Origin of the sequence: Gemmobacter aquarius (assembly GCF_003060865.1) — a bacterium.
GTDB classification, from domain to species: domain Bacteria; phylum Pseudomonadota; class Alphaproteobacteria; order Rhodobacterales; family Rhodobacteraceae; genus Paragemmobacter; species Paragemmobacter aquarius.
Window position 1 is genome coordinate 1,657,685 of record NZ_CP028918.1, and the last position, 26,233, is coordinate 1,683,917.

Annotated in this window: 25 protein-coding genes; 14 read left to right on the plus strand and 11 right to left on the minus strand. The window is 63.3% G+C overall.

The genetic code is table 11. The annotated features are described in order from the left end of the window. Nucleotides 1-12 precede the first annotated feature (12 nt). From HYN69_RS07965 to HYN69_RS07980, 4 genes are all read right to left on the minus strand, one after another. Nucleotides 13-984, minus strand: coding sequence for a beta-ketoacyl-ACP synthase III (locus HYN69_RS07965; RefSeq protein WP_108435275.1), 972 nt, complete (start codon nt 982-984; stop codon nt 13-15). Then, nucleotides 981-2,108 (minus strand): phosphate acyltransferase PlsX, encoded by a 1,128-nt coding sequence (gene plsX / locus HYN69_RS07970; protein ID WP_108435276.1) that lies wholly within the window; start codon nt 2,106-2,108, stop codon nt 981-983. The genes HYN69_RS07965 and plsX overlap by 4 nt, the downstream gene beginning before the upstream one ends. A gap of 25 nt (nt 2,109-2,133) precedes the next feature. After that, a complete protein-coding gene (gene rpmF / locus HYN69_RS07975; RefSeq protein WP_108435277.1) occupies nt 2,134-2,340 on the minus strand; it encodes a 50S ribosomal protein L32 in 207 nt (68 codons plus the stop codon). Nucleotides 2,341-2,512: 172 nt separating this feature from the next. Next, nucleotides 2,513-3,085, minus strand: a complete 573-nt coding sequence (locus HYN69_RS07980) for a YceD family protein (RefSeq protein WP_108437094.1) — start codon at nt 3,083-3,085, stop codon at nt 2,513-2,515. Nucleotides 3,086-3,270: 185 nt separating this feature from the next. Here HYN69_RS07980 and HYN69_RS07985 point away from each other — a divergent pair, with 185 nt between their 5' ends. Beyond that, nucleotides 3,271-3,732: an outer membrane protein assembly factor BamE gene (locus HYN69_RS07985; protein ID WP_108437095.1), complete on the plus strand. Its 462-nt coding sequence runs from the start codon at nt 3,271-3,273 to the stop codon at nt 3,730-3,732. A gap of 74 nt (nt 3,733-3,806) precedes the next feature. Further along, nucleotides 3,807-4,802, plus strand: coding sequence for an AI-2E family transporter (locus HYN69_RS07990; protein ID WP_108435278.1), 996 nt, complete (start codon nt 3,807-3,809; stop codon nt 4,800-4,802). 10 nt (nt 4,803-4,812) lie between these two features. Here the strand turns inward: HYN69_RS07990 and msrB are convergent, their stop codons facing one another. After that, complete coding sequence (gene msrB / locus HYN69_RS07995) at nt 4,813-5,205, minus strand: peptide-methionine (R)-S-oxide reductase MsrB (protein ID WP_108437096.1); 393 nt, start codon at nt 5,203-5,205, stop codon at nt 4,813-4,815. Nucleotides 5,206-5,313: 108 nt separating this feature from the next. Between msrB and HYN69_RS08000 the strand changes: the two genes are divergently transcribed. The 3 genes from HYN69_RS08000 to HYN69_RS08010 all read left to right on the plus strand — a co-directional run bounded on the left by HYN69_RS08000 (nt 5,314) and on the right by HYN69_RS08010 (nt 8,801). Next, nucleotides 5,314-6,144 carry a GNAT family N-acetyltransferase gene (locus tag HYN69_RS08000; RefSeq protein ID WP_230426528.1) on the plus strand — a complete coding sequence of 277 codons (831 nt, stop codon included), beginning with the start codon at nt 5,314-5,316 and terminating at the stop codon, nt 6,142-6,144. A 9-nt stretch (nt 6,145-6,153) separates the two neighbouring features. After that, nucleotides 6,154-7,962 (plus strand): ABC-F family ATP-binding cassette domain-containing protein, encoded by a 1,809-nt coding sequence (locus tag HYN69_RS08005; protein WP_108435279.1) that lies wholly within the window; start codon nt 6,154-6,156, stop codon nt 7,960-7,962. 218 nt (nt 7,963-8,180) lie between these two features. Beyond that, entirely contained in the window at nt 8,181-8,801 is a 621-nt protein-coding gene (locus HYN69_RS08010) for an outer membrane protein (RefSeq protein WP_108435280.1), read from the plus strand. Between the two features lie 48 nt (nt 8,802-8,849). On the opposite strand, the gene HYN69_RS08015 is transcribed toward HYN69_RS08010, so the two are convergent. Further along, nucleotides 8,850-10,229: a pyridoxal phosphate-dependent decarboxylase family protein gene (locus HYN69_RS08015; protein ID WP_108437098.1), complete on the minus strand. Its 1,380-nt coding sequence runs from the start codon at nt 10,227-10,229 to the stop codon at nt 8,850-8,852. 127 nt (nt 10,230-10,356) lie between these two features. Between HYN69_RS08015 and cysS the strand changes: the two genes are divergently transcribed. The 3 genes from cysS to HYN69_RS08030 are packed head-to-tail and all read left to right on the plus strand — an operon-like array spanning nt 10,357 to nt 14,316. Continuing rightward, complete coding sequence (gene cysS, locus HYN69_RS08020) at nt 10,357-11,934, plus strand: cysteine--tRNA ligase (RefSeq protein ID WP_108435281.1); 1,578 nt, start codon at nt 10,357-10,359, stop codon at nt 11,932-11,934. After that, nucleotides 11,927-13,546: a citramalate synthase gene (cimA, locus tag HYN69_RS08025; protein WP_108435282.1), complete on the plus strand. Its 1,620-nt coding sequence runs from the start codon at nt 11,927-11,929 to the stop codon at nt 13,544-13,546. Before cysS ends, cimA begins: the two co-directional genes overlap by 8 nt. After that, entirely contained in the window at nt 13,543-14,316 is a 774-nt protein-coding gene (locus HYN69_RS08030) for a squalene/phytoene synthase family protein (protein ID WP_108435283.1), read from the plus strand. Before cimA ends, HYN69_RS08030 begins: the two co-directional genes overlap by 4 nt. Here the strand turns inward: HYN69_RS08030 and HYN69_RS08035 are convergent. Next, the gene (locus HYN69_RS08035) at nt 14,313-15,542 is read right to left on the minus strand and encodes an MFS transporter (protein WP_407925250.1); all 1,230 of its coding nucleotides are present in this window, start codon (nt 15,540-15,542) and stop codon (nt 14,313-14,315) included. The two genes, HYN69_RS08030 and HYN69_RS08035, sit on opposite strands and share 4 nt — an antisense overlap. Before the next feature lie 73 nt (nt 15,543-15,615). On the opposite strand from HYN69_RS08035, the gene HYN69_RS08040 reads away from it, so the two are divergent. Together HYN69_RS08040 and HYN69_RS08045 are read left to right on the plus strand one after the other, a co-directional pair. Continuing rightward, nucleotides 15,616-16,239, plus strand: a complete 624-nt coding sequence (locus HYN69_RS08040; RefSeq protein ID WP_108435284.1) for a DNA-3-methyladenine glycosylase family protein — start codon at nt 15,616-15,618, stop codon at nt 16,237-16,239. Further along, nucleotides 16,239-16,901 carry an alpha/beta hydrolase gene (locus tag HYN69_RS08045; protein WP_108435285.1) on the plus strand — a complete coding sequence of 221 codons (663 nt, stop codon included), beginning with the start codon at nt 16,239-16,241 and terminating at the stop codon, nt 16,899-16,901. Before HYN69_RS08040 ends, HYN69_RS08045 begins: the two co-directional genes overlap by 1 nt. Here HYN69_RS08045 and HYN69_RS08050 read toward each other — a convergent pair. Genes HYN69_RS08050 through HYN69_RS21170 form a run of 4 tightly spaced genes read right to left on the minus strand, consistent with a single transcriptional unit; the run spans nt 16,898 to nt 20,479 of the window. Beyond that, nucleotides 16,898-17,878, minus strand: a complete 981-nt coding sequence (locus tag HYN69_RS08050) for a glucokinase (protein ID WP_108435286.1) — start codon at nt 17,876-17,878, stop codon at nt 16,898-16,900. The genes HYN69_RS08045 and HYN69_RS08050 overlap by 4 nt on opposite strands. Nucleotides 17,879-17,890: 12 nt before the next feature. Next, nucleotides 17,891-19,216, minus strand: coding sequence for a GH1 family beta-glucosidase (locus tag HYN69_RS08055; RefSeq protein ID WP_108435287.1), 1,326 nt, complete (start codon nt 19,214-19,216; stop codon nt 17,891-17,893). Nucleotides 19,217-19,220: 4 nt separating this feature from the next. Then, nucleotides 19,221-20,252, minus strand: a complete 1,032-nt coding sequence (locus tag HYN69_RS08060) for a LacI family DNA-binding transcriptional regulator (RefSeq protein ID WP_108435288.1) — start codon at nt 20,250-20,252, stop codon at nt 19,221-19,223. Next, a complete protein-coding gene (locus HYN69_RS21170; RefSeq protein ID WP_216824671.1) occupies nt 20,249-20,479 on the minus strand; it encodes a hypothetical protein in 231 nt (76 codons plus the stop codon). Before HYN69_RS21170 ends, HYN69_RS08060 begins: the two co-directional genes overlap by 4 nt. Before the next feature lie 41 nt (nt 20,480-20,520). Between HYN69_RS21170 and HYN69_RS08065 the strand changes: the two genes are divergently transcribed. The 4 genes from HYN69_RS08065 (at nt 20,521) to HYN69_RS08080 (ending at nt 26,225) form a co-directional block, all read left to right on the plus strand. Beyond that, on the plus strand, nt 20,521-21,867 hold the full coding sequence (locus HYN69_RS08065) for an ABC transporter substrate-binding protein (RefSeq protein ID WP_108435289.1): 1,347 nt from the start codon (nt 20,521-20,523) through the stop codon (nt 21,865-21,867). A gap of 77 nt (nt 21,868-21,944) precedes the next feature. Continuing rightward, nucleotides 21,945-23,447: a carbohydrate ABC transporter permease gene (locus tag HYN69_RS21905; RefSeq protein WP_108435290.1), complete on the plus strand. Its 1,503-nt coding sequence runs from the start codon at nt 21,945-21,947 to the stop codon at nt 23,445-23,447. Then, nucleotides 23,447-24,586 carry a carbohydrate ABC transporter permease gene (locus tag HYN69_RS08075; protein ID WP_108435291.1) on the plus strand — a complete coding sequence of 380 codons (1,140 nt, stop codon included), beginning with the start codon at nt 23,447-23,449 and terminating at the stop codon, nt 24,584-24,586. The genes HYN69_RS21905 and HYN69_RS08075 overlap by 1 nt, the downstream gene beginning before the upstream one ends. 13 nt (nt 24,587-24,599) lie before the next feature. Next, entirely contained in the window at nt 24,600-26,225 is a 1,626-nt protein-coding gene (locus tag HYN69_RS08080; protein ID WP_108435292.1) for an alpha-glucosidase, read from the plus strand. Nucleotides 26,226-26,233 lie beyond the last annotated feature (8 nt).

Below are 26,233 nucleotides of genomic sequence, written 5' to 3' on the forward strand. Positions count from 1 at the left end.
TTCAGCCAAGGCTTACCAGCGGATAACGACCGATCCCCAGGCCAGTCCGCCACCGATGGCTTCGGTTACCAACAGATCGCCGCGCTTGATCTGGCCACGCTGCTTGCCCACCGAAAGCGCCAGCGGGATCGATGCGGCTGACGTGTTGCCGTGGTCCTGCACCGTCACAACCACGCGGTCCATCGGCACCTGCATGCGTTTTGCGGTGCCTTCGATGATGCGGATATTGGCCTGATGCGGCACGATCCAGTCGACATCGCCCCCCGTAAGCCCGATCTTGTCGAGCGCGGCATGGGCAGTTTCTGCAAGCTTTTCAACGGCATGGCGGAAAACTTCCTTGCCCTGCATCCGCAAGTGCCCGGTCGTGCCGGTCGACACGCCACCATCGACGTAAAGGATGTCCTTTTGCCGTCCGTCGGAATGCAGGTCGGTCGCAAGAATGCCGCGGTCTGCGGTCGTGCCGTCTCCGACAGCCTTTTCCAGCACAACCGCACCGGCCCCGTCACCGAACAGCACGCAGGTGGAACGGTCGCTCCAATCCATCAGCTTCGAGAAGGTTTCGGCGCCGATCACCAGCACCCGTTCCGCCTGACCCGACAGGATCAGCGCATTCGCATTGGCCATGGCGAAAACGAATCCGGCGCAAACCGCCTGCACGTCAAAGGCAAAACCCCGCGTCATGCCGATATTGGCCTGAATCATCGTGGCCGCCGAAGGAAACGTCAGGTCGGCGGTCGAGGTGGCAAGGATGATCGCGTCGATATCGTCGGCCACCAGCCCCGCATCCGCCAAAGCCGCCTGCGCCGCCCGTGTGCCGAGGTCGGATGTCGTCTGGCCTTCGGCTGCGAAATGCCGCCGCTCGATTCCCGACCGCGACCGGATCCATTCGTCGGTGGTTTCGACCAGTGATTCCAGTTCGGAATTCGGAACCAGCCTTTCGGGCAGATAATGCCCGACGCCTGCGACAACGGCGCGTATCGTCATTCGGTGGTCCCGCCCTCTGCCCCCGCAGGGGCGCCCTTTGCGGCGGCATCCTGCCCCGCCTGTTCGGCCGACGCAACCCGCGCCGCCAACCGTTCCAGAAAGCCCGACTCGGCCAGTTGATAGGCCAGCCGGATCGCTGCCGCCACGCCCGTCGCATCGGCCGAACCGTGCGATTTCACCACCGTGCCGTTCAGGCCAAGGAACACCCCGCCATTGGCGCGGCGCGGATCGATCCGCTTTTGCAGCCGTTTCAGGGTTCCCAGTGCCATAATCGCCGCCAGCTTCGACCAGAGCGAGGCGTTGAACTCCTGCCGCAGGAAATCGGCCACAAGTTTGGCCACGCCCTCGCCGGTTTTCAGCGCGATATTGCCTGTAAAGCCGTCGGTCACGATCACATCGACCCGGTCCGACGGAATATCGCTGCCTTCGACAAAGCCGACATATTCGAAATCGCCGGTGTGCTGGAACGCGACCAGCCGGTCATGCGCCTCTTTCAACTCGGCGCCGCCTTTATGTTCTTCGGTGCCGACGTTCAGCAATCCCACGCGCGGGCGGGCCAGTTTCAGCCCGTTGCGGGCATAGCTTGCCCCCATCGTTGCGTATTGCACCAGATCGTCGGTGTCGGCCTTTATGTCGGCCCCCATGTCGAGCATGACATTAAAGCCCGTGGGGTTGCGGCTGGGCCAGAAACTGGCGATCGCCGGGCGTTTGATGCCCGGCAGACGGCGCAGCCGGATCATCGAAACCGCCATGAGCGCGCCGGTATTGCCGCAAGACACCGCCACGGTCGCATCGCCGCGCTTGACGCTTTCGATGGTCGACCACATCGACGTGCCTTCGCCGTTGCGCATCACCTGCGCGGGCTTGTCGTGCATCGTCACAACGCGCGCGGCATGGCACAACGTCACACGACCCGCCAAGGCAGGTTCGCGCGCGATCATCGGGCCAAGTTCGGACTCGTTGCCATGCAAAAGGAAGGCAATCTTGGGAAAGGCCGCAACAGACAGAACAAGACCGGCAACCACCGCTGCCGGTCCGCGATCTCCGCCCATGGCATCGACCGAAATGACAATAGAAGCCATCTGCGCCGCAGTATCGGTTTCCGGAAGGTGTCCGTTGGCCATAATGCGACGCGGGGTCAGAGGCGGCTTACGCCGCGTCCTCGTCCAGATCGACGTCTTTCGTCACGGCGACGATTTCGCGGGCATCGTAATGACCGCACGCCGGGCAAACGTGGTGCGGGCGCTTCAGATCGCCACAGTTCGAGCATTCCTGCGGATTGCCGGCGACCAAAGAGTCGTGCGAGCGGCGCATGTTGCGGCGCGAACGGGTGACTCGGTTCTGAGGGACAGCCATGTCTCAACCTCGGGTAGCGGGGACATGCCCCTGGATTTTACTTTGCGATCAGTGGTTTGCCGGGCAAATCCCCAGCGTGTTCCAGCCATCGAACGAGGCGCGGAAAATAGCGGGATTTGGCACGGGCGCAAGCCCCTTTATTGCCTTCCTGCGCGATGGGCTCAAACGGCCATCACGCATCGGTGTCGCCGCCGCCAAGACGGTCCTTCAACGCCGCCAGACCGGCAAAGGGGCGAAGATCCTCGTCGCGCAAGGGTGCTGCACCGGGGGCGGTGAAGACCGCCTCGCCCAGTTCCACGCCCGGCGCACGCGGATAAAGCGGCAGCGCCAGCGCCAGCGCCTCCATCGCCACAAGCCCAAGGTCGATCACCTCGGGCAGGGGTTCTTTGGTGTCATCTTCGGGCATCTCGGCCTCTTCGGCGTCGGGATAGATGAAATCGGCATCGTAATGGCGCTTCACCGCATCGCGCAGCGGTGTCACCACGGGGACCAGCGTGATCGAACAGGGCTGGTCTACCGTCGCCTCCATCTCGGCTTCGAGCGTGAAGTTGCTGCGCCCTGCGGCCCGCAACTCGCCCCGGAAACGAAACGCGGGGATGGCGTTTATCCCCAGTTCCACCGCCATCGCCGCCCGCACCGCCGCATCGGGGCGCAGATCGAACCGCGTCGGCTTGCGGTTCGGCAGGGCCGCCACGCGCAAGGGATGCGACAGCGCGGGGGCCGGTGTCTGTGCTGCGTCTGTCATGTCCATATCCTTTTTGCCTTCGGGCGTGGCGTGCAACTCTGCCCCTTGGGCCCCGTTCCATTCTTGAACAGCGGGCTTGTTGTCTGTAAGCCAAGAGCAAGCGCTGCTTGGGCCTCCTTGGGTTGGGCAATAGCGTGTCTTTCGGGCGCGTGACAAGTCGGGGCGAAAAAGCGATGGGGATGGGGATGGGTTTCAATTCGGCAAAGCGGGGCCTGCGGGTCGCACTGGTCGGCCTTGTGCTGGTTGTCGTAACCGCCTGCACCACGCTTTACCGCAACCACGGCTACGTTCCGACCGACGAGGAGCTTGCCGCCGTCAGCATCGGCGACACCCGCGATCAGGTCGACGCAAAGATCGGCCGCCCCACAACTTCGGGCCTGCTGAACGATGTGGGCTGGTTCTACGTGCAAAGTCGTTTCTCCTATCGCGGCGCTTTCGAGCCGAAAGAGATCGACCGTCAGGTCGTGGCCGTGACCTTTACGGAAAGCGGCACCGTCGCGAATGTCGAGCGATTCGGGCTGGAACGCGGCAAGGTCGTGCCTTTGTCGCGCCGTGTCACCGAATCCAACATCAAGGGCATCGGGTTCATCAGCCAGCTTCTGGGCAGTTTCGGTCGCATCGGGCCGGGCATCATCGGCGCTCAATAAGCGGAACCCTCGCCCGCCCCGCGCCGTTTGGCAGGGCAGGGGCATCGTTACCCCGGATTTCAAACGGGGTGCGGATGACCCGCTCGCAGGTTTCCTTGACGGTGTTGGGTATTGCAACGCTTGTCCTGCTTATCGTCGCGCCGACGGTCCTGTTTGTGCTGGTCGCAGCCGTGCTGCTTGCGCTTTTCCTGCGCGGGGGCGGCAGCTTGCTTTCGCGTCATCTGCCGGTCGGTGACAAGGCGGCTGTCGGTCTGTTCATCCTTGCCCTGCTTGTGACCATGGTTGCCCTGTCGCTGGCCTTTGCCCCCGCCATTTCCGACCAGATCGACGAGCTGTCCACCAAACTGCCCGAGGCGTTCCAATCGCTGCGCCAACGCATCGAATCCGTGGGCTGGCTGAACCGGGCGCTTGACGCCGTTGTTCCGTCAGAGCTTCCCGGAGGCACGGCCGCAAGCACGGTTTCGACCGGCCTTGCCAGCGGGCTTGCGGCAATCGGCGGCTTCGTCGTCCTTGGCTTCGTCGGCCTTTACGCGGCCCTGGACCCGCAGCTTTATCGCAACGGCCTTGTCAGCCTGCTTTCCCCCGAAATCCGCCCCCGCGCAAATCAGGTGCTGGACGAATTGGCGCAAACGCTGCGGGGCTGGATTCTGGCGCGGCTGTTTTCGATGGCCGTGGTCGGGGTTCTGACCACGCTTGGCCTGTGGGCGGCGGGCATTCCGCTTGCCCCGGCGCTTGGTTTCATCTCGGCGCTTCTGGGGTTCATTCCCAACCTTGGCCCCGTGCTGGCCGCCGTGCCTGCGATGATGCTGGCGGCGGTGCAGGGCGGCCATTCGGTCGCCATCGTCGCGGGCATCTACATCGCCGTCCAGACGATCGAGACCTATGGCCTGACCCCCATCGTCGAACAAAAACAGGTGTCGCTGCCGCCCGCGCTGGTGCTGGGCGCGCAGCTTTTGATGGGCAGCCTTTATGGCGTCTTCGGCCTTGCCATCGCCTCGCCCCTTGCCGCGATCACGCTTGTGTTGCTGCGCGAGGTCTATGTGGGCGATTATCTGGAAGGCGGGGCTTAGAACGGGGGGCCTAGGCTTCGGGTTCGAACTTCAGCGCGACCCCGTTGATGCAATAGCGCAGTCCGGTCGGGGCAGGGCCGTCGGGGAACACGTGGCCCAGATGCGCCTCGCAGCGGTTGCAATGCACTTCGGTGCGGCGCATCCAGAGCGTGCGGTCTTCCTGCTCGGCCACCATCTCGGGGTCGAGTGGGGCGTAAAAGCTGGGCCAGCCGGTGCCGCTGTCGAATTTGGTGCGGCTTTCGAACAGGGGCGCACCACAGCAGACGCAAAAGAACGTCCCTGCCTCCTTGGGGAAGTTGTCATGGGTAAAGGCCCGCTCGGTCGCATGCTTGCGCGTGACCTTATAGGCGAGTTCCGGCAATTCGGCGCGCCATTCGGCATCCGATTTGATCACCTTGTCCATCGTGGTCCGTTCCTTGTCCTGCGGCGACACCCCTTGCAGGCATCACCGTCTCGCCGTCATATCTAATCCCCGAGACCCCGAACGCCAAGTGACGAGAGGCGCTTTTCCGTGCCACAGACCGCGCCCCCGATCCAGTCCCCCCCGATCCCCTCCTCCCCGATCCTTTCGCCCCCGATCCTTTCGCCGCTGCGTCTGGGCCGGTTCGTCCTGTCGGAATGTGCCGGTGAACGCGACGGCCCTGCACAATCGCTTCGCGCGCTGTGTTTTCGCGACGGCAGAAGCGACCGCGACGATCTCGACCCCGCCTGCCGGCATTTCATCGTGACCCATGGCGCGGATACGGTCGCGGCCTTCCGCGTCCTTCTCTTGCCCGACATGGCAGGGATCGAGGCCAGCTATTCCGCCCGCTTCTACGACCTGTCGCGCCTTGCCGGGCTGACCGGCCCCGCGATGGAGCTTGGCCGCTTCTGCCTGCATCCCGACTGGCATGACCCCGACATCCTGCGCCTTGCATGGGCGGGGCTGACGCGGCTTGTCGATGCGGGCGGTGTCTCGGTCCTGTTCGGCTGTTCGTCGTTTTCCGGCACCGACCCGACACCGCATCTGGATGCCTTCGCCCGCCTTGCCCGCCACCACCTTGCCCCAGAGGCCAGCGCCCCCCTTCGCAAAGGCGAGGTGCTTGATTACCCCGCTCTGACGCAAGATCACCCCGACGATCCCAAGGCCGCGCTTGCCGCCCTGCCACCGCTTCTGCGGACCTATCTGGCCATGGGTGGATGGGTCAGCGACCATGCGGTGATAGACCGCGACCTGCAAACCCTGCATGTCTTTACCGGCGTCGAGATCGCCCGCATCCCGCCCGCCCGCGCCCGCCTGCTGCGCGCCCTTGCCGACAGCGTCACCGACACTGTGATTGACCTTCCCGCCGCGCCAGACTAACCCCCCGCCATGGCACGCGCACCCCTTCTCCAGCTTTCCGGCATCACGCTGACCTTCGGCGGCAATCCGGTGTTCGACAACCTCGACCTTGTGGTCCAGCCCGGCGACCGAGTCGCCTTGGTCGGGCGTAACGGGTCGGGCAAATCCACCCTGATGAAGGTGATGGCGGGTCTTGTCGAACCTGACCAAGGCGTGCGCGTCGTGCCACCCGGCGTGACCGTTGGCTATATGGAGCAAGACCCGGATCTGTCGGGCTTTGAAACCTTGGGCGATTACGCCGCCAGCCAGTTGCCGGACGGCGAGGCGTACCGCGTCCCTATGGTGGCCGAGGGGCTGAAATTCACCCCCGAAACGCCCGTCGCCACCGCATCGGGCGGCGAACGCCGCCGCGCGGCGCTTGCCAAACTGCTGGCCGAAGCGCCCGAGTTGATGCTGCTGGACGAACCGACCAACCACCTCGACATTCAGGCCATCGAATGGCTGGAAGCCGAGTTGAAGGGCACGCGCACCGCATTTGTCCTGATATCGCACGACCGCGCCTTCCTGCGCGCGCTCACCCGCGCCACGCTCTGGATCGACCGCGGCGAAGTGCGGCGGCGCGAATCGGGCTTCGACGGGTTCGAGGAATGGCGCGAAACCGTCTGGGCCGAAGAAGACGACGCCCGCCACAAGCTGGAGCGCAAGATCAAGGCCGAGGCGAAATGGGCCGTCGAAGGCATCTCTGCCCGCCGCAAGCGAAATCAGGGCCGCGTGCGGGCGCTGGCCGTGCTGCGTGAAGAACGCGGCTCGATGATCCGCCGCCAAGGCACGGCTGCAATGGAGTTCGAATCGGGCACCACGTCGGGCAAGCGCGTGATCGAGGCCAAGGGCCTGTTCAAGACATTCGGTGAAAAGACCATCGTGCAGGGCTTTGATCTGCGCGTGCTGCGCGGCGACCGCGTGGCCTTTGTCGGTCCGAACGGCGTGGGCAAGACCACACTGCTAAAAATGCTGGTGGGCGAGGTCGCACCCGACCAAGGCACCGTGACGCTTGGCACCAACCTTGAAATCGCGGTTTTCGACCAGAGCCGCGCGCAGCTCGACCCCGAGGCGACGCTTTGGGACAACCTGACCGGCGATCCGACGATGCGGGTTTCGGGCGCTTCGGATCAGGTGATGGTGCGCGGCGTGCCCAAGCATGTCGTGGCTTACCTGAAAGATTTCCTGTTCGACGAACGGCAAGCCCGCGCGCCGGTGCGGTCGCTTTCCGGCGGTGAAAAGGCGCGGCTTTTGCTGGCCAAGCTGATGGCGCGGCCGTCGAACCTGCTGATCCTCGACGAACCGACCAACGATCTCGACGTCGAAACGCTCGACCTTTTGCAAGACATCCTTGGCGATTACGATGGCACCGTGCTTCTGGTCAGCCACGACCGCGATTTCATCGACCGCGTGGCGACTGCCACGGTAGCACTCGAAGGCAACGGCCATGCCACTGTCTATCCGGGTGGCTGGTCGGACTATGCCCAGCAACGCCCTACCGCGATGGCCGAAGCCCGCGAAGGGCTGAAAACGTCGCCCCAAGCCAAGCCCGCCGAAAAGCCTGCCGCCCCGAAGGCAGATGCGCTGACCTTTACCGAACGCAAGCGGCTTGACGAATTGCCCGCCCTGATCGAACGCACCGAGGCCGAGATCGCAAAGCTGAACGATTACCTTTCAGCCCCCGATCTGTTCACCAAGGAACCCGCAAAGTTTCGCAAAGCGACAGAGGCGCTGGCCGAACGCCAGACCGCACTCGCCGCCGCCGAAGCCGAATGGTTGAACCTTGCCGAACGTGCATAGGTTCCGCGCCATCACGAAAACCTGACCTTCATCAGAGTGTTAGGCGAAACCTTGCCGGATCGCCCGCCACGCCATGCGCGTTTCCGCGCAAAATCCCCATCCCTGCGCGCGTAGGGAAATGCCCCCATTGTTTCCCGATCCGGTAACGGACAGGTCTGTGTCATCTGGTAGCTCCACCTCCTTTATGAGGGCTGCCGATGGAACAAATGGAGACAGGTATGATGAAACTCGCAATCCTTTCGGTGGCCGTTCTTGGCGCCGCACCCGCCTTTGCCGGTGGTCCGGTGATCGTTGCCGATGAAGCTGTCGTGGCGACCCCTGCACCGATGATGCAGCCCGCACAGGGTGGCGAATGGGGCGGCTTTTACGGCGGTGCCCAGCTTGGCTACGGCAGCGTCAATGGCGACAGCGTCATCGACAACACGCTCGACCTTGGCGGTGACGGTCTGCTTGGCGGTGTCCACGCCGGTTACCGCATGGACTTTGGCACCTTTGTTGCCGGTGCGGAACTGGCCTATGACCTGACCGACATCAGCACCGATGACCCGATCGGCAATGCCAATTTCGACAACATGGCAAGCCTGAAACTGATGGGCGGCATCGACCTCGGCCAGTGGCTGGCTTACGGCACCGTTGGCATGACGCGCGTCGGGGCCGATTTCGGCGGCACCCTGTCGGGCGATGAAACGCTCGACGGCCGCTTCGCCGGTCTGGGCGCGGAATACGCGCTGTCCGACAGCCTGAGCGTAGGTGGCGAAGTGCTCCAGCACAACTTCGACAACGACGGTGCGGACTTCGACATGACCACGGTTCAGGCGCGGGTCAACTTTCGCTTCTGATCCTGCGGGGTGTTTCGGGGAACGGGCGGGGCGAAAGCTCCGCCCGTTTCACATCAATTCAGCCACCACCTGCGGAATCATCATCACATCGTCGCGCGTGCAATCGAACTGCCCGACCTGAACACGGATGACGTAGCGCCCCTGATGCCGCGTCTGGGTCAGGTAAATCCGCCCGTCATCGTTGATCCGCGCCAGCAACGCCTCGGTCGCGGCATCGGTTTCCAGCGCAAAGGTGAACAGCGACAGCGACGGTTCGGTGACAATCTCGACCCCGTTTATCGCCGCCAGCGCATCGCGCGCGTCAAGCGCCCAAGCCACATGGTTGCGGATACGCCCGCGCAAGCCGTCCATCCCGTAAGCCCGCAGCGTGAACCAAAGTTTCAGGGCCCGGAACCGCCGACCAAGCGGCACGGTCCATTCGTTGAAATTGGTGATCTCCTCGCGCCCCGCCGTTTCCAGATAGGTGGGCCGCAAGCCCAGCGTCCGGATCTGCGGCGCGGGGTCGGCCAGAAACTGCACCGCGCAATCGAACTGCGCGCCCAGCCATTTATGCGGGTTGAACACGATGGAATCCGCGCCCTCGATCCCTAGCCAAAGCGCGCGAAACTCGGGGCAGATCATCGCCGACCCCGCCCAAGCCGCATCGACATGCACCGGCAGGTCATTGGCCCGCGCCACCGCGATGCAATCGGCGATCCGGTCGAATGCGCCCACCGATGTTCCGCCTGCACAAAGCACCACACCGGCAGGCAGGAACCCCGCCGCACGGTCCGCCGCAATCGCCCCCGCCAAGGCACCGGGTTTCATCGACAAGCGCCCGTCGGTCGGCACCTTCACAAGGTTTTCCTGCCCGATCCCTGCGATCCGCACCGCCTTGTCCACGCTCGAATGGGTCTCGGCGCTGGCATAGATCCGCAGGCGCGGCTGGCCCGACAGGCCCGCTTGCAGGCCAGCCCAGCCCAAAGCCGCCTCGCGCAGTGTCAGCACCGCCGAAAGCGTTGCCGTTGTCGCGCTGTCATGGATCGTGCCGGTAAACGTCTCGGGCAGGCCCAGGCCCTGCGCCAGCCAGCGCACCATCACCTGTTCCACCTCGGTCGCCGCCGGAGAGGTTTGCCACAGCATCCCCTGTGCCGCGATGGCATTGGCCAGTTGCTCGGCCAGCATCGAGGCGGGCGAGGCATTGGCAGGGAAATAGGCAAAGAAGCGCGGATGCTGCCAATGGGTCATGCCGTCGGGGATGATCCGCTCGAAATCGGCGAAGATCGTCTCCATCGGCTCGGGCTGTTCCGGCGGGGTAGGGGGAAGCTGCGCTGCAATCGCACCGGGCACCAGTGCCGCACGCACCGGCCGGTCGCGCAGGCCCGCATGGTACCCATGCGCCCAATCCGCCGCCCGCTTCGACCAGTCGCGCAGATCATCGTGGTTCATCGCAGCCTCCCGTTTCGGGCGCGAGAAGGCCACGCCGGCCACGGCAGCGCAAGCCTTGCCAACGGATAGCATTTCCAACCCGCACCGAAGTTGCTAGACCGCGCGCATGACTGCAAAGGGGCCAGCCATGCCGACGATCCGCCCGACGATCCGCCTGTACAATTCCAAGACCCGCCGGAAGGAAGATTTCCGCCCGCTGGATGACCAGAACGTGCGCCTGTATGTCTGCGGCCCCACCGTCTATGACCGCGCCCACCTTGGCAATGCCCGCCCCGTGGTGGTGTTCGACACGCTTTTCCGCCTGCTGCGCCATGTCTATGGCGCGGATCACGTGACCTATGTTCGCAACTTTACCGACGTCGATGACAAGATCAACGCCACCGCCCTTGCGCGGCAAAAGGCGGGGGCGAAGGGCACGCTGGAAGAGCTGATCGCCGAACGGACCGAAGAAACCATCGGCTGGTATCACGCCGACATGGACGCGCTCGGGGCGCTGCGCCCGACCCACGAACCCTGCGCGACCGCCTATATCGGGCCGATGATCGCGATGATCGAGACGCTGATCGCGCGCGGCCACGCCTATGCGAAAGACGGCCATGTGCTGTTCCGCGTGCGGTCCTATGCCGCCTATGGCGCGCTGTCGGGCCGGTCGGTCGACGACATGATCGCAGGCGCGAGGGTCGAAGTCGCCCCCTTCAAGGAAGACCCGATGGACTTCGTGCTGTGGAAGCCTTCGGACGCCGAAACCCCGGGATGGGACAGCCCTTGGGGCAGGGGCCGCCCCGGCTGGCATATCGAATGCTCGGCCATGAGCTATGAATTGCTCGGGGCATCCTTCGACATCCACGGCGGCGGGATCGACCTGCAATTCCCGCATCACGAAAACGAACTGGCGCAAAGCTGCTGCGCCCACCCCGAGGCCGGTTTCGCATCGGTCTGGATGCACAACGAGATGTTGCAGGTCGAGGGCAAGAAGATGTCCAAGAGCCTTGGCAACTTCTTTACCGTGCGGGATCTGCTTAAGTCGACTTCGGAATCGATGGAGTTTCATCCGCGAAATGGAAGTGAAGTTCGCCTAGCTTTGCTCCTTTCTCACTATAGGGAGCCGATGGATTACAGCGTTTCTCGCAGAAATCAAGCTCGAACAATTCTTAATGGTTTCTGCAATTTTATCGGTCAGGATGGCGTGGAAGGGTTATCCATTAAAACACGCGGCGTTGCGCCGTTTAAGGAAGTCGTCGACGCGCTGGCTGACGACCTTGATACGCCGAAGGCTATTGAGTTTCTAAACTCGAAAGAATTGATGTTGCGCTACTCTTATCTTTCGAGAGACGAATTAAGGGCGCGCATCTATGTTTCTCAACGCCTGTTGGGGTTTGATGTTAAGAAGTTGAAGCGCACTTGGGATATCGCTTTTAATCGAAGCGACCTGAGTCAAGCAGAAACAGTGAAGTATATGATTCGGCGAAAGAAAATGAGTGCGTATTTGCCGAAAGTAAGGATGCTATTGGCGAAAAGTCGAGCCGAGGCGATTGAAAAAAAGGATTTCAGGAAGATTGACTCGTTCAAGGAATACTTGGAAAAAATTGGCGTGGAGGTGCGGTTTTCTGGAAAGGATGCAGAGTTAATTCGTGCAACAACCCGACCTGTTCGATTAAAAAGATTCCTCCAATTTGTCAAAGAGTTGGAGGAGAAGCATGACTGAACGCCTCTACCTTTTCGACACCACGCTGCGCGATGGCCAGCAGACCCAAGGCGTGCAGTTTTCCACACCGGAAAAGCACCTGATCGCCAAGGCGCTGGATGCTTTGGGGGTGGATTACATCGAAGGCGGCTGGCCGGGGGCGAACCCGACCGATAGCGAGTTCTTCGGCACCCGTGCCAGCACCCGCGCCACGATGACCGCCTTTGGCATGACCAAGCGGGTCGGGCGGTCGGCCGAGAATGACGATGTGCTGGCCGCCGTGCTGGATGCCGGAACGCCTGCGGTCTGTCTGGTGGGCAAGGCGCATGAATTCCATGTCCGCACCGCCCTTGGCTGCACGCTTGATGAAAACGTCGAAGCCATCCGCGCGAGTGTGGCCCATTGCGTGGCCAAGGGGCGCGAGACGCTGTTCGACGCCGAACACTTCTTCGACGGCTACCGCGCCGATCCCGCCTATGCGCTGACCTGCCTGAGCGCGGCGCTCGATGCCGGTGCCCGTTGGATTGTCTTGTGCGACACCAATGGCGGCACCTTGCCCGCCGAGGTGGGCCGCGTGGTGGCCGAGGTGGTGGCCGCTGGCATCCCCGGGAGCAGATTGGGCATCCATTGCCATGACGACACCGGCAATGCGGTGGCCAACTCGCTTGCTGCCGTGGATGCTGGTTGCCGCCAGATCCAGGGCACGCTGAACGGCTTGGGCGAGCGGTGCGGCAATGCCAACCTCACGACGATCATCCCGACGCTTCTGCTGAAAGACCCCTATGCCAGCCGTTTTGCGACCGGAATCGATCGTGCAGCCCTGTCCAGCCTGTTGCGCGTGTCGCGCCAGCTTGACGACATCCTGAACCGCGTGCCGCTGCGGTCGGCGCCTTACGTCGGCGCTTCGGCCTTTGCCCATAAGGCGGGGCTGCATGCCTCGGCGATCCTGAAAGACCCGACCACCTATGAACACATCGACCCCGCGCTGGTCGGTAACGAACGCATCATCCCGATGAGCAATCAGGCGGGCCAGTCGAACCTGCGCGCCCGTCTGGCCGCCGCCGGTATCACGGTCGATGCGAAGGACCCGCGCCTTGGCCGCATCCTCGACGTGGTGAAAGAACGCGAGGATCAGGGCTATGCCTATGACGGCGCGCAGGCCAGTTTCGAACTGGTCGCCCGCGCCGAACTGGGGCTGTTGCCAAACTTTTTCGAGGTCAAGCGTTACCGCGTCACGGTCGAGCGGCGCAAAAACAAGTACAACCAGACCGTCAGCCTTTCGGAAGCCGTGGTTGTGGTGAAGATCGGCGAGACGAAGATGCTGTCGGTGAGCGAGTCGATGGATGAGACCGGCACCGACCGTGGCCCCGTCAACGCGCTGGCCAAGGCGCTGTCCAAAGACCTCGGCCCCTATCAGGCCTGCATCGACGACATGCATCTGGTCGATTTCAAGGTCCGCATCACCCAAGGCGGCACCGAAGCCGTCACCCGCGTGATCATCGACTCCGAGGACAGCCAAGGCCGCCGCTGGTCGACCGTGGGGGTCAGCGCCAACATCGTCGACGCGTCTTTCGAGGCGCTGCTCGATGCGATCACGTGGAAGCTGATCCGCGACCACGGGCAGCCTGCATGAGTATCGACGCCTGCGCCGCCCTTGTAGAACGCGGCGATCCCGACCGTTTCGCCGCGACCATGGCAGCGCCCGTGGCCGCGCGGCCTGCGCTTTTCGTGCTTTACGCCTTCAACCTCGAAGTTGCCCGTGCGCCTTGGGTGACCAAGGAAGCGATGATCGCCGAGATGCGCCTGCAATGGTGGCGCGACATCGTCGAACAGGCGGGGCAGGGCGTCACGCGGGCGCATGAGGTGGCAGGCCCGCTTGCCGTGCTGATCCGCGAAAAGGGATTGCCCTTGGATGTGCTCGACCGTCTGGTCGAGGCGCGGCGCTGGGATGTCTATTCCGACCCGTTCGAGGATGAAGCGGCCCTTGACGCCTATCTGGATGACACCGCAGGGGGGCTGATGTGGTGCGCCGCCGTTGCCCTTGGCGCTTCCGCCGCCGCCGAGGCGCCCGTGCGCGCGCTTGGCTATGCTGCTGGCCTTGCGGCCTACTTGCGTGCCGTGCCTGCGCTGGAAGAGCGGGGTCGCCTGCCAATGGTCGATGGTCGTCCCGCCGCGATTGCCGGCTTGGCACGCAAAGGGCTTGCCCGTTACGCAGACTACCGCGCCAAGCGGCATCTGGTCCCGATCACCGCAAGACCTGCGCTTTTTGCCGGATATCAGGCGCGGGCGCTGTTGGAACAGGCGGCACGCCAGCCGCAGCGCGTGGCCGAGGGCACGCTTGCGCTTTCGGAATTCAAGCGCCGTTTCAGCCTGTTACGCGCGGCTTTCACCAAACAGGTTTAAGCTTGGCGCGCCGCAGGGCGCAGGGCCAGCCAGATCAGCGCACCGCCCGCCAGCACAAGGAAGGGCAGCATGGCAAGGTTCACCATCTGCCAGCCCGCATGCACCGTGCCGCCCGCGCAATTCATCAGCCCGCCCGACGAGAACGAGGCCATCGTCACCCCGCCGAACACCACCAGATCGTTCAACCCCTGCAAACGCCCCTTTTCCGCGGGCGTCTGCTCGGCGGTCAGCATTGTCGTGGCCCCGATGAAGCCAAAGTTCCAGCCCAGACCCAAAAGCGCCAGAGAAACGAAGAAATTGGTCAACTCGAACCCGCTCATCGCGACCGCTCCGGCCCCTGCCAGAATGGTCAGGCCCACTGCCACGATCTTCTCGGCCCCGAAACGGGCGATCAGATGGCCGGTAAAGAACGACGGCGCATACATCGCCAGCACATGGGCCGTGACCACATCGGCGGCATTGCCCTTGGTGAAACCGCAGCCCACCACCGCCAAGGGCGAGGAGGTCATCACAAGATTCATCAACGCATAGGACACGGTCGCGCAGATCATCGCCACCGCGATACGCGGAGTGCGGATCATCTGGCTGCGCGTGCGCCCCGTCGATTCGCCAAAGATCGGTGGCTTTGGCTTGGGAATCTTGAGCAGCGCGAAGAGGAAAATACCTCCGAGATTGAGCGCCATCACCGCAAGATAGGTGCCAAGGAACGGCACCACCATCGCGTCGGCCGTCACCTTGACCAGTTGCGGGCCGACCACGGCCGATAGCAGCCCCCCCGCCATGACCCATGAAATTGCCTTCGGGCGAAAGCTGTCCGATGCCGTATCGGCAGCAGCAAAGCGGTAGAACCCTTGGGCAGACATGTAGATGCCGGTGAACAAGGCGGCGATCACGAAAAGCCAGAAGTTTTGTGTGAGCAGCCCGTAAGCCCCGATCGCCCCGCCCGCAGCCCCGCCCAAGGCACCGATAGCAAAGCCCACGCGCCGCCCGTATCTTTGCATGATCGCCGAAAGCGGTGTTGCCGTCAGCATCGAGCCGATCACCGCAAAGCTGATTGGCAGCGTGGCCCAACAGGCATTGGGCGCAAGGCTCTGCCCCGCAAGACCCGCGATGGTAAAGATCATCGGCATCTGTGCGCCCATCACGGCCTGCGCCGCGACAAGGACCAGAACGTTTTGCTTGGCGAGCGTATCGGAGGGGGAATTTTGTTCTGACATGATCGCCATGTTTAGGCGCGTATCCCCGCACAGGGCAAGCCCCGGACTTGCACCCGTAACAAAGTCGACCCATGCTGCCGCCATGACCGGACGCATCCTGAAATCGACAGATTGCCTTGCCGAAGGCGCCGCATGGCTGGCCCGGCGCGAGCCGCGTTTTGCACTGGCCTTGCCTGAAACCGGCCTGCCGTGGCGGCAGCGCGAACAGGGGTTTCAGGCGCTGCTGGGCGCGATCGTCAGCCAGCAAGTCTCGGTCGCCTCGGCCCGCGCGATCTGGGCGCGGCTGGAAGCGGCGGGCATGTGCGACCCCGCCCGCCTTGCCCATGCCTCCGACGAAGACCTGCGCGCCTTGGGTCTCAGCCGCCAGAAGGCCCGCTACGGGCGCGAACTTGCCCGCGCAGGGCTAGACTTCGATGCGCTTAACGGTTTGCCGACCGACGATGTGATCGACACCCTTACCGCCGTGCCGGGCATCGGGCGCTGGACGGCGGAAATCTACGCCATGTTCGCCATGGGCCGCGCCGATGTCTTTGCCCCCGCCGACCTCGCCTTGCAGGAAGCCGCGCGCCTCCTGTTCGACCTGCCCGCCCGCCCCACGGAACGCCAATTCCGCACAATGGCTGTGGAGTGGAGCCCGTGGCGGTCGGTTGCGGCGCAACTGCTCTGGGCCTATTACCACAGCGTCAAATCACGCGAGGGCATCTGATGGCACGGGAATTGGGGTTCAAAAGCGCGGGCGCGGCAGCGGGCAAGGCGACATCGCTGGTCGTGCTGGTGCATGGCTACGGGGCGAATGGCGACGACCTGCTGGGTTTGTCCGATCCGCTGGCCCCGCATCTGCCCCGCACCGCCTTTGTCGCCCCCGATGCGCCCGAACCGGTTTCGGGCCACGGGTTCGGCTACCAGTGGTTTCCCATCCCGCGCTTTGACGGGTCAACCGAAGCGCAGGCGCGGGCAGGGGTCTTGGCCGCGACCGACGATCTGAACGCCTTTCTCGATGCCCGTCTGGCAGATTACGGCCTTGGCCCCGAGGCGCTTGCGTTGTTCGGCTTTTCCCAAGGTGCCATGATGTCGCTGCACGTGGCCCCGCGCCGCGCCAAACCCGTGGCGGGGGTGGTTGCCTGTTCGGGCCGCCTGCTCGCCCCAGAGTCGCTGCAAGCCGATATGCGGGCCAAACCGCCCGTGCTGCTGATGCATGGCGATCAGGATCCGGTGGTGCCCTTTGGCCATATGTCCGAAGCGGGCGACGCGCTGGTGACGGCGGGGTTCGACGTCTACGGCCACGTGATGGAGGGCGCAGGCCACGGCATCGCGCCCGACGGGCTGGGCGTGGCTTTGCAGTTTCTCAGCGAGAAACTGCCCGCCTAGCTTTGCGAGGTCGCCGCCAGATAGGTCGCGCATCCCGTAAGGGCGGCGAAATCATCCTCGACCACGGTGACGGAAAACGCGGTTTGCAGCAGATCGACGCGCCGTTCCTCGCGGAAGCTGCGGGTCAGGCCGAAGCGGTCGAAATGCGGGGTCATCGCCCGCGACATGCCGCCGATCAGGTAGATCCCGCCATAGGGCAGGTGGATCAGCGCAAGGTCGGCCAGCGTCTGGGCAAGGATATGGGTGTAAAGCCTTGCTGCATCTTCTGCCGTGGCGTTGCCTTGTGTCAGTCCGGCCAGCACCGCCGCCGAATCCATCGGCACGGCCCCTTGGGTATCACGCGCCGCGAAGGCCGCGAGATTGCCAAGGCCGCGGCCTGCAAGCACCTCTTCCACACCGCAATGCGCGACTTCGCCCCGCTGGCGCAGCAACCCCTCGACAAAGCGCAGCAGCGCAAGGTCTTCTTCCGTCCGGACGGGCATGTTCACATGGCCACATTCCGAAGGCGGCACCACACGCGCCGCTCCCGTGCCATGCACGGGCGCCGCATTGACCCCCGTGCCCAGCCCCACGACCAGCATCGACGCCCCCGCTTTTTGCGGCCCGTCGATCACCACGCGCAGCTTGCCCGCCGCGATATGGCGCAAGGCATGGCCCTGCGCCTGCAAGTCGTTCAGGATCGCCACATGGCGCGCGCCCGTGGCCCCGCCCAGCTTTTCGGCGTCCATCGACCAATCGAGGTTGGTCATCACAGCCACACCGTCCTGCACCGGCCCTGCCGCCGCCACGCAAACCCCCGACACCGTTGCCCCCGTTTGGTCAAGGTAATCGCGCAGGATATGGGCAATGTCCTTGCCCGCCGCCTTATACTCGGCATTGGGAAAACGCCGGATCGAGGCCTGATCCACAACGCCGCCTTGCGCCAGCGCCACGCGGGTGTTTGTGCCGCCAAGGTCGGCAAGGATGGCCAGTGTCATGCGCGTCTCCGGTCAGTCGTTGCGGGCCAGCGCCCGTGCCAGCGCGTGATACGAGGATTTGGGAACCCTTGCCAAGCTGTCGAAATCCACATGCACCAGACCGAAGCGTTTTTCATACCCCTCGGCCCATTCGTAATTGTCCAGAAGCGACCAGTAGAAAAAGCCCTGCACATTCGCCCCGTCTGCAATCGCCCGCTTGGTGGCGGCCAGATGGGCGAACAGGAAATCGGTCCGCACTTGGTCGGTCACCTCTGCGCCGTTGATCACATCGGCATTGGCCATGCCGTTCTCGGTCACAAAGATCGGCAGATCGCCCACGTAATCGCGGGCCATCCGCGTCAGGAAATGGTGCAGGCCGTCGGGGAAAATCTCCCAGCCCATCTGGGTCTTGTCGAGCGGTCCCGCCACATCGCGCGTCGCGGGCCAAGCGGTTCCGGGCGCATCGGCGTGGATGTGGCGTGTGTAGTAATTCACCCCCAGCCAGTCGAGTTTCTGGCCGATCACGGCCATATCGTCCTGCCAATTTTCCGGCATATGCGGGGCCAGACCCTCCAGCGCCTCGGCGGGGTAGGTGCCTTTGGTGATGCCTTCGATGAACCAGCGGTTGAAGATCGCATCCTGCACGCCTGCCGCCCGCCTGTCGCCCGCGCTGTCGGTGGCGGGTTGGCAATAGTCGAAGTTCAGCACGATCCCCAGATTGTCCTGCCCCATGCCGCGCAGCCGTTCCACCGCCAGCCCGTGCGCCAGCAGGATATGGTGCATCGCCCGCGACGCGGCGCGGATGTCGCGCAATCCCGGCGCGTGGACGCCCAGAAAATGCGACAGCCACGCCACGCACCACGGCTCGTTTATCGTGGCGATGGATGCCACACGGTCGCCCAGAACTTCGGTGATCTTCCCCGCAAAATCGGCAAAGCGGTGGCAGGTGTCGCGGTTGGTCCAGCCGCCCTTGTCGGCCAAGGCCGAGGGCATTTCCCAGTGATACAGCGTCTGGAACGGCTTTAGCCCGCGCTCGAGCATGCCGTCGACCAAGCGGTCATAGAACGCCATGCCTTCGGGGTTCACCGTCACCCCGTCGGGCATCACCCGCGCCCAACTGGTGGAAAAGCGGTAGCCGTCCATGTTGGCGGCCCGCAGCAGGTCAAGGTCATTACCCCAGCGGTGGTAATGGTCGCAAGCCCGCGACCCGTCCTCGGCCCGCACCACGTTTCCGGGGGTGGCGGCGAATGTATCCCAATGGCAGGGCCCGCAGCCGCCAAAGCCCGACCCTTCGATCTGGTAGGCCGCCGTGGCCGCGCCGAACACGAAACCTTCGGGAAAGTCGAAACGTGACAGCATGGCGTCAGCCCTTTGCGGGGGCCGGTCCGGTGGACTGCCCGATGATCAATTCTGCCTCGAGCAGGCGTTGCTGCGGCGCAGAGCCGGGATTGGCGATGATGTCGAGCAACATCTCTGCAGCCAGCCGCCCCGCCTCGCGCACGCTCGACCGCGTGGCGGTAAAGATCGGCACATCCTCGCCATTCTTCATGTAGGACAGGTCGTCGTCATGGATAATGATCGACACGTCGCGCCCCAGCACAAGCCCGCGCTCCTCGCAGGCCCGCCGCACGCCCATGCCCGAGATCATCGAGGCCGCCAGAAACGCCGTCGGTGGCTCGGCCACATCCAGCATCGCCCGACCCGCGCGGTAGCCCGATACTTCGGTCATCTCGTCCGATGACATCAACGCCGGATCGACCGCCACCGCCCTTGCGGCCATCGCATCGGTAAATCCGGTGCGGCGACGGATGGCGAAATCCATGTTCTCAAGCCCGTTGACCAAGGCGATCCGCCGATGGCCAAGGTCGAGCAGGAATTCGGTCGCCCGCTGAAAGGCGCGGCGGTTGTTCACATCGACCCATGAATAGGGCAGGGCGGCGCCGGTCGCGCGGCCATGCACCACAAAAGGCGTGTCGATCCCGACCAGCAGCGGAATCCGCGCATCGTCCATCTGCGGCGCGTGCAGGATCATCCCGTCCACCGTGCCGCGCGAATGCAGGTCGCGGTAGGTCTGCTCCTCGCTTTCGTCGGCCACGACCGACAGCACCATGTCATAGCCGTTCTTGGAATAGGTCTCGCCCGCGCCTGCGATGAAATCGGCGAAGATCGGGTTCATGATCTCGTGCCGGGTGGCAAGCGGGATGACATGGCCGATCGCATAGGCCCGCCCCGTCGCCAGCCGGATCGCCCGCGTGTTGGGCCGGTAATGGTGCCGCTTGGCCGCCGCCATCACCCGCTCGCGCGTCGTCTCGTTCACTTCCGGATAGCCGTTCAACGCCCGGCTCACGGTCGTGGGCGACAGGCCGAGTTGCTGGGCCAGCTCCTTGAGGTTCATGGCGATAAAACATCCAAACCGATTTCAATCGCGCCGACAGTAGACAGGTATGGCTGCGCCGTCAAAGGTTTACCAAAGCGCCACGTAAACGTTTTCACGGCAGGCTGCCGCTCGATTCGTCCAAAAACCCCTCGTTCAATGCGCTTTGGATTGACAGAACCATGGCAATCGGCAAGTGTTTGCCATCCAAAGCGGTTTGATGTTCGATTCTGCCGCGCCTTGGTCACATGCCCCGCAAGAGGGCGGGGTATTCTGGGAGGAATAACCAATGACGTCGAAGTTTCTCGCAAGCGCAGCCGCGCTGGCGCTTCTGTCGGGTGCTGCCACCGCGCAAGACCTGAAATTCCCTGTGGGCGAAGGCCCGTTCAACTGGGACAGCTACAAAGCCTATGACGAGGCGACCAATCTCGATGGCCAGACCATCAAGATGTTCGGCCCGTGGCGCGGCGAAGACCAGGTTCTGGTCGAAACCATGCTGGCCTATTTCACCGCCGCATCGGGCGTAAAGGTGGAATATTCCTCGTCGGAAAACTACGAGCAGCAGATCGTCATCGACACCGAAGCGGGCAGCCCGCCGGATATCGCGATCCTGCCGCAGCCCGGCCTGATCGCCGATCTGGCGTCCAAAGGCTTCATTGCGCCGCTGGGCGACGAAACCAAGACCTGGCTGAACGACAATTACGCCGCAGGCCCGTCCTGGGTCAGCCTCGGCACGTATAAGGGCAAGGACGGCGCCGACGCGCTTTACGCCTTTCCCTACAAGATCGACGTGAAATCGCTGGTCTGGTATTCGCCCGACACCTTCGCCGATGCGGGCTACGAAGTGCCGCAGACGATGGAAGAGCTGAAAGCCCTGACCGACAAGATCGTTGCAGACGGCGGCACGCCGTGGTGCATCGGGCTGGGTTCGGGCGGTGCGACCGGCTGGCCCGCGACCGACTGGGTCGAAGACATGATGCTGCGGACCCAATCGCCGGAAACCTATGACCAGTGGATCACCCATGCGATCCCGTTCAACGACGCGGCGGTCGTCGGTGCGATCGACGAATTCGGCGCTTTCGCCAAGAATGACGCCTATGTCGCCGGTGGCGCTGCCGCCGTCGCCTCGACCGACTTCCGCGACAGCCCCAAGGGCCTGTTTACCTCGCCCCCGCAGTGCTACATGCACAAGCAGGCGTCGTTCATCCCGTCCTTCTTCCCCGAAGGCACCGAACTCGGCACCGATGCCGACTTCTTCTACTTCCCGGCCTATGCGGGCAAAGACCTCGGCAAGCCGGTTCTGGGTGCAGGCACGCTCGCCTTCATCACCAAGGACGGCGAGGGCGCACGCGCCTTTATCGAATGGCTGAAAACCCCGATCGCGCATGAGATCTGGATGGCTGGTTCGGGCTTCCTGACCCCGCTGAAATCGGCCAACACCGAAGCCTATGCCAATGCGGCGCTGAAAAAGCAGGGCGAAATCCTGCTCAACGCCACCACCTTCCGCTTCGACGGTTCCGACCTGATGCCGGGCGCGGTTGGCGCAGGCACCTTCTGGACCGGCATGGTCGATTACACCGGCGGCAAGTCGGCGCAGGAAGTGGCCGACGGCATCGAAGCCTCGTGGCCCAAGTGATCTGACATCACTGGCAGGTCCGGCGCGTCCGGGCCTGCCGCTTTGTCGAAAGCCGGAAAATTCGGGGAGGGAAGGCCATGAATCCTGCCGTGCAGGCGCTGTTCGTGATCGTTATCGGTGTCGGTGGCTGTGTCGGTTACTTCTACTTCTCGAACCTGTTCCTCGACAAAGTGCTTTTCCCCGCCCGTGGCCCCAATGCCGGCCGCAACATCAGCCGCGCCAACATGATCCGCCCGTGGCTGTTCCTCGCCCCTGCGTTGATCGCGCTTGGCACCTACCTTGCCTATCCCGTCTTCGCCACCGCCTGGCTTTCCCTCCACCGCAACGGCGATTTCGTGGGGCTCGAGAATTACAGCCGCATGGCCTCGGAAGCCAAGTTCTGGGAATCGATGCGAAACAACATGCTCTGGCTGATCGTGGTGCCCGCACTTTCCACCGCATTCGGCCTGCTTGCCGCCCAACTTTCAGACCGCATCCGCTGGGGCAGCATCGCCAAGTCGCTGATCTTCATGCCCATGGCGATTTCCTTCGTCGGCGCCTCGGTCATCTGGAAACTGATCTACGACACCCGCCCCGAAGGTCAGGCGCAGATCGGTCTGCTCAACGCGCTCTGGATGCGGTTCGACGGTGGCATCGGCTCGACCTTGTTGCTACAGGTTCTGCCCGCCGCCTTCCTGCTCTCGCTGATCGCGGCCTTTGCCTATGTCGGCTGGCTCGTCACTCGGCCAATGGTCGCCGCTTTGCGTCGTGAAGGGGCTTCGAGCACGCTAATTCAAATGATCATCGCGTTTGCTACGCTGGTCGTTACGCTTGCGCTTGGGGCGCGCTTCATTCGGGTTATTGGAACAGGTGCGCCCCTTGTTCTGGAAAAGATTTCTCAATCTGGCACGTTTTGGTTCATGTTTGACGGTGGTGTTTGGTCAGTCTTTTTCAACAGTGTACTTCCAAGTGTGATTGTTATTGGCGTCTTGGCGGCGATGCTAAAGTTTGCTTTGTCAATTTTGATTCCGATGTTTTTTGGTATCAGCCCATTAGCGAGGGTCATGCTGGGCCGCGCGCTCGGCATCGCCGTGGTGATCTTCCTGATCTGGGAGCTTGTCACATGGCTTACCGGCCTGGTCACCGGCGTGATGCCCTATGGCAAACCGCAAACTTGGCTGACGCTGGGCTATTGGAACAGCTATTTCCTGATGATCGTTCTGGTCTGGATCCAGACGGGTTTCGCCATGGTCATCCTGTCGGCAGCCCTGCGCGGCGTGCCGGAAGACACGGTCGAAGCCGCGATCATCGACGGCGCGAACCCGTTTCAGATTTTCTTCCAGATCAAGGTGCCGCAGATCATGTCGACCATCGTCGTGGTCTGGACCACCATCACCATCGTCGTGCTCAAGGTCTTTGACATCGTGCTCGCCATGACCAACGGCCAGTGGGAGACGCAGGTTCTGGCCAATTACATGTATGACAAACTGTTCCGCTCGCTCGACTGGGGCGTCGGCTCGGCCTCGGCCATGGTCATCATGCTGCTGGTCACGCCCATCCTGATCTGGAACGTCTACAACGCCCGTAAGGAAATGCGCTGATGGACAGTATTGCCGGAAAGAAATCTACCCTCGTCTGGGCCGTCCATCTGTCTTGCGCGCTGCTGGTCGCGCTTTGGGTGCTGCCGACCTTTGGCCTGTTGATGTCGTCGTTCCGCACGGGTGACCAGATCAGCACCTCGGGCTGGTGGCGTGCGCTTTCGGCGCAGCAAAGCCAGCTGCCCGCAATCCGTCTGGCGGGTGAGGAGACACCGGCCGATGGCGGCTATGTCATCGACGGCCAGTTGTTCGACGGGGCAGGGGCCGCGATCAGCAAATGGGGCACGTCGTCGCGCGAACCCGAGGCTTATGCCGCTGGCGACACGGCGACGCTGAACGATGGTGTGACCCTGACCGTCACCACCGAGGGTGCCTATAGCCTGAAATCGCCCGCCAGCATGGCCGGGATGCGGATGCCCCGCGTCTTCGTCACCGCAACCACTCCGCCCGAATTCACCACCGACAACTACTCGACAGTGCTGTTCAGCCCGCTTGCGGGGCAAACCATCGGGCAAGCCTTCCTCAACACCCTCACCGTGTCGATCCCGGCCACCGTCATCCCGATCCTGATCGCCGCCTTCGCCGCCTATGCGCTGGCGTGGATGGAGTTTCCGGGCCGCGCGCTTCTGGTCGCGGTGGTGGTGGGGCTGCTGGTTGTGCCGCTGCAACTTGCGCTTATCCCGCTGTTGCAACTGCACAACCAGCTTGGCATCGGCAAAAGCTACCTTGGCATCTGGATGGCCCATACCGGCTTTGGCCTGCCGCTGGCGATTTACCTGCTCAGGAACTACATGGCCGGCCTTCCCCGCGACATCATCGAAAACGCCCGCGTCGATGGCGCGACCGATTTCCAGATTTTCGTCAAGATCATCCTGCCGCTGTCGTTCCCCGCCCTCGCCTCGTTCGCCATCTTCCAGTTCCTCTGGACATGGAACGACCTGCTCGTCGCGCTGGTGTTCCTTGGCACCGGCAATGACCAGCAGGTGCTGACCGGCAACCTCGTGAACCTGATGGGGTCACGCGGTGGCGACTGGGAGATCCTGTCGGCCTCGGCCTTCATCTCGATCGCGGTGCCGCTGATGGTGTTCTTTGCCATGCAGAAGTATCTGGTGCGCGGCCTGTTGGCCGGTTCCGTGAAATAAGAAAGACCAGACTATGCAAGATGGTATCGGCAAAGACGCCGATTGGTGGCGCGGCGCGGTGATCTACCAGATCTATCCGCGCAGCTATCAGGACAGCAATGGCGACGGCATTGGCGACCTGAAAGGGATCGCCGACCGCCTGCCGCATATCGCCGCCCTTGGCGCGGATGCGATCTGGATCAGCCCGTTCTTCACCTCGCCGATGAAGGATTTCGGCTACGACGTTTCCGATTATTGCGACGTCGACCCGATGTTCGGCAGCCTCGCCGATTTCGACCTCGTCGTCGAAACCGCGCATAGCTACGGGCTGAAGGTGATGATCGACCTCGTGCTGTCGCACACCGCCGAGTCGCATCCGTGGTTCGCGACCAGCCGCCAGAACCGCAGCAACGACAAATCCGGTTGGTATGTCTGGGCCGACCCCAAACCCGATGGCACGCCACCGAACAACTGGCTTTCGGTCTTTGGCGGGTCCGCATGGCAATGGGACGCGCGGCGCGAGCAGTATTACCTGCACAACTTCCTGACCAGCCAGCCCGACCTGAACCTGCACCACGCCCCCGTGCAGGACGCGCTTCTGGATGTGGCGCGTTTCTGGCTGAAGCGGGGGGTAAACGGCTTCCGTCTGGATACGATCAACTTTTACTTCCACGACAAGCACCTGCGCGACAATCCTTCGCTACCGCCCGAGCTGCGGAACGATTCCATCGCGCCTTCGGTCAACCCCTACAACCACCAGCTACACCTGTTCTCGAAGAACCAGCCGGAAAACCTTGAATTTCTTAGGAAATTCCGCGCAGTTCTCGACCCCTACGCCGCCGCCGCAGTGGGCGAGGTGGGCGATGCCCAGCGCGGGCTCGAAATCATGGCCGAATATACCTCGGGCGGGGACAAGGTGCAGATGTGCTACCCGTTCGAGATGCTGCAACCCGCCCGCCTGACGGCAGATCTTGCCGCAACGACCTTTGACCGCTTGGCGAAAGCCGCGCCCGACGCTTGGCCCTGCTGGGCCTATTCCAACCACGACACGGTGCGCCACATCACCCGCTGGAACCTTTCCGACACCGCAGCAAGGACTTACGCGGCGATGCTCATGTGCCTGCGCGGGTCGGTTTGCCTGTATCAGGGCGAAGAAATTGGTCTGCCCGAAGCCGAGATCGGTCTTGACGAATTGCAAGATCCCTACGGCATCCAGTTCTGGCCCGAATTCAAGGGCCGCGACGGCTGCCGCACCCCGATGATCTGGACGACCGACAACGCGCTTTGCGGGTTTTCCAGCGCGCCCAAGGCGTGGCTTCCCGTCACAGCCCCGCACCGCCCGCTTTCGGTCGCGGCACAAACGGGGCGGGCGGGCTCGATGCTGGAACATTACCGCGCGGCGCTCACCTTCCGCCGCCAGCACCCCACTCTGCGCGATGGCACCATGACCGGCTGGCACAGTGACGGGCAGGTGTTCAGCTTCCTTCGCACAGGGGGCGAGACGCTGTTTTGCGCCTTCAACCTGACCGAAGCCGAAACCAGCGTCAGCCTGCCAGAGGGCGATTGGACTGGCCTTGCCGATGCAATTCACGGCGCCCCCGTGACAGGCCGCACAGCGCGCCTTTCGGGCTGGGGCTTCGTCGTAGCGAAAAGATCATAGGGGAAAAC

Coding starts and splice junctions, on each gene's coding strand:
- HYN69_RS07965 (WP_108435275.1), bottom strand. CDS start 984: ATGACGATACGCGCCGTTGTCGCAGGCGTCGGGCATTATCTGCCCGAA.
- plsX (WP_108435276.1), bottom strand. CDS start 2,108: ATGGCCAACGGACACCTTCCGGAAACCGATACTGCGGCGCAGATGGCT.
- rpmF (WP_108435277.1), bottom strand. CDS start 2,340: ATGGCTGTCCCTCAGAACCGAGTCACCCGTTCGCGCCGCAACATGCGC.
- HYN69_RS07980 (WP_108437094.1), bottom strand. CDS start 3,085: ATGACAGACGCAGCACAGACACCGGCCCCCGCGCTGTCGCATCCCTTG.
- HYN69_RS07985 (WP_108437095.1), top strand. CDS start 3,271: ATGGGTTTCAATTCGGCAAAGCGGGGCCTGCGGGTCGCACTGGTCGGC.
- HYN69_RS07990 (WP_108435278.1), top strand. CDS start 3,807: ATGACCCGCTCGCAGGTTTCCTTGACGGTGTTGGGTATTGCAACGCTT.
- msrB (WP_108437096.1), bottom strand. CDS start 5,205: ATGGACAAGGTGATCAAATCGGATGCCGAATGGCGCGCCGAATTGCCG.
- HYN69_RS08005 (WP_108435279.1), top strand. CDS start 6,154: ATGGCACGCGCACCCCTTCTCCAGCTTTCCGGCATCACGCTGACCTTC.
- HYN69_RS08010 (WP_108435280.1), top strand. CDS start 8,181: ATGATGAAACTCGCAATCCTTTCGGTGGCCGTTCTTGGCGCCGCACCC.
- HYN69_RS08015 (WP_108437098.1), bottom strand. CDS start 10,229: ATGAACCACGATGATCTGCGCGACTGGTCGAAGCGGGCGGCGGATTGG.
- cysS (WP_108435281.1), top strand. CDS start 10,357: ATGCCGACGATCCGCCCGACGATCCGCCTGTACAATTCCAAGACCCGC.
- cimA (WP_108435282.1), top strand. CDS start 11,927: ATGACTGAACGCCTCTACCTTTTCGACACCACGCTGCGCGATGGCCAG.
- HYN69_RS08030 (WP_108435283.1), top strand. CDS start 13,543: ATGAGTATCGACGCCTGCGCCGCCCTTGTAGAACGCGGCGATCCCGAC.
- HYN69_RS08035 (WP_407925250.1), bottom strand. CDS start 15,542: ATGGCGATCATGTCAGAACAAAATTCCCCCTCCGATACGCTCGCCAAG.
- HYN69_RS08040 (WP_108435284.1), top strand. CDS start 15,616: ATGACCGGACGCATCCTGAAATCGACAGATTGCCTTGCCGAAGGCGCC.
- HYN69_RS08045 (WP_108435285.1), top strand. CDS start 16,239: ATGGCACGGGAATTGGGGTTCAAAAGCGCGGGCGCGGCAGCGGGCAAG.
- HYN69_RS08050 (WP_108435286.1), bottom strand. CDS start 17,878: ATGACACTGGCCATCCTTGCCGACCTTGGCGGCACAAACACCCGCGTG.
- HYN69_RS08055 (WP_108435287.1), bottom strand. CDS start 19,216: ATGCTGTCACGTTTCGACTTTCCCGAAGGTTTCGTGTTCGGCGCGGCC.
- HYN69_RS08060 (WP_108435288.1), bottom strand. CDS start 20,252: ATGAACCTCAAGGAGCTGGCCCAGCAACTCGGCCTGTCGCCCACGACC.
- HYN69_RS08065 (WP_108435289.1), top strand. CDS start 20,521: ATGACGTCGAAGTTTCTCGCAAGCGCAGCCGCGCTGGCGCTTCTGTCG.
- HYN69_RS21905 (WP_108435290.1), top strand. CDS start 21,945: ATGAATCCTGCCGTGCAGGCGCTGTTCGTGATCGTTATCGGTGTCGGT.
- HYN69_RS08075 (WP_108435291.1), top strand. CDS start 23,447: ATGGACAGTATTGCCGGAAAGAAATCTACCCTCGTCTGGGCCGTCCAT.
- HYN69_RS08080 (WP_108435292.1), top strand. CDS start 24,600: ATGCAAGATGGTATCGGCAAAGACGCCGATTGGTGGCGCGGCGCGGTG.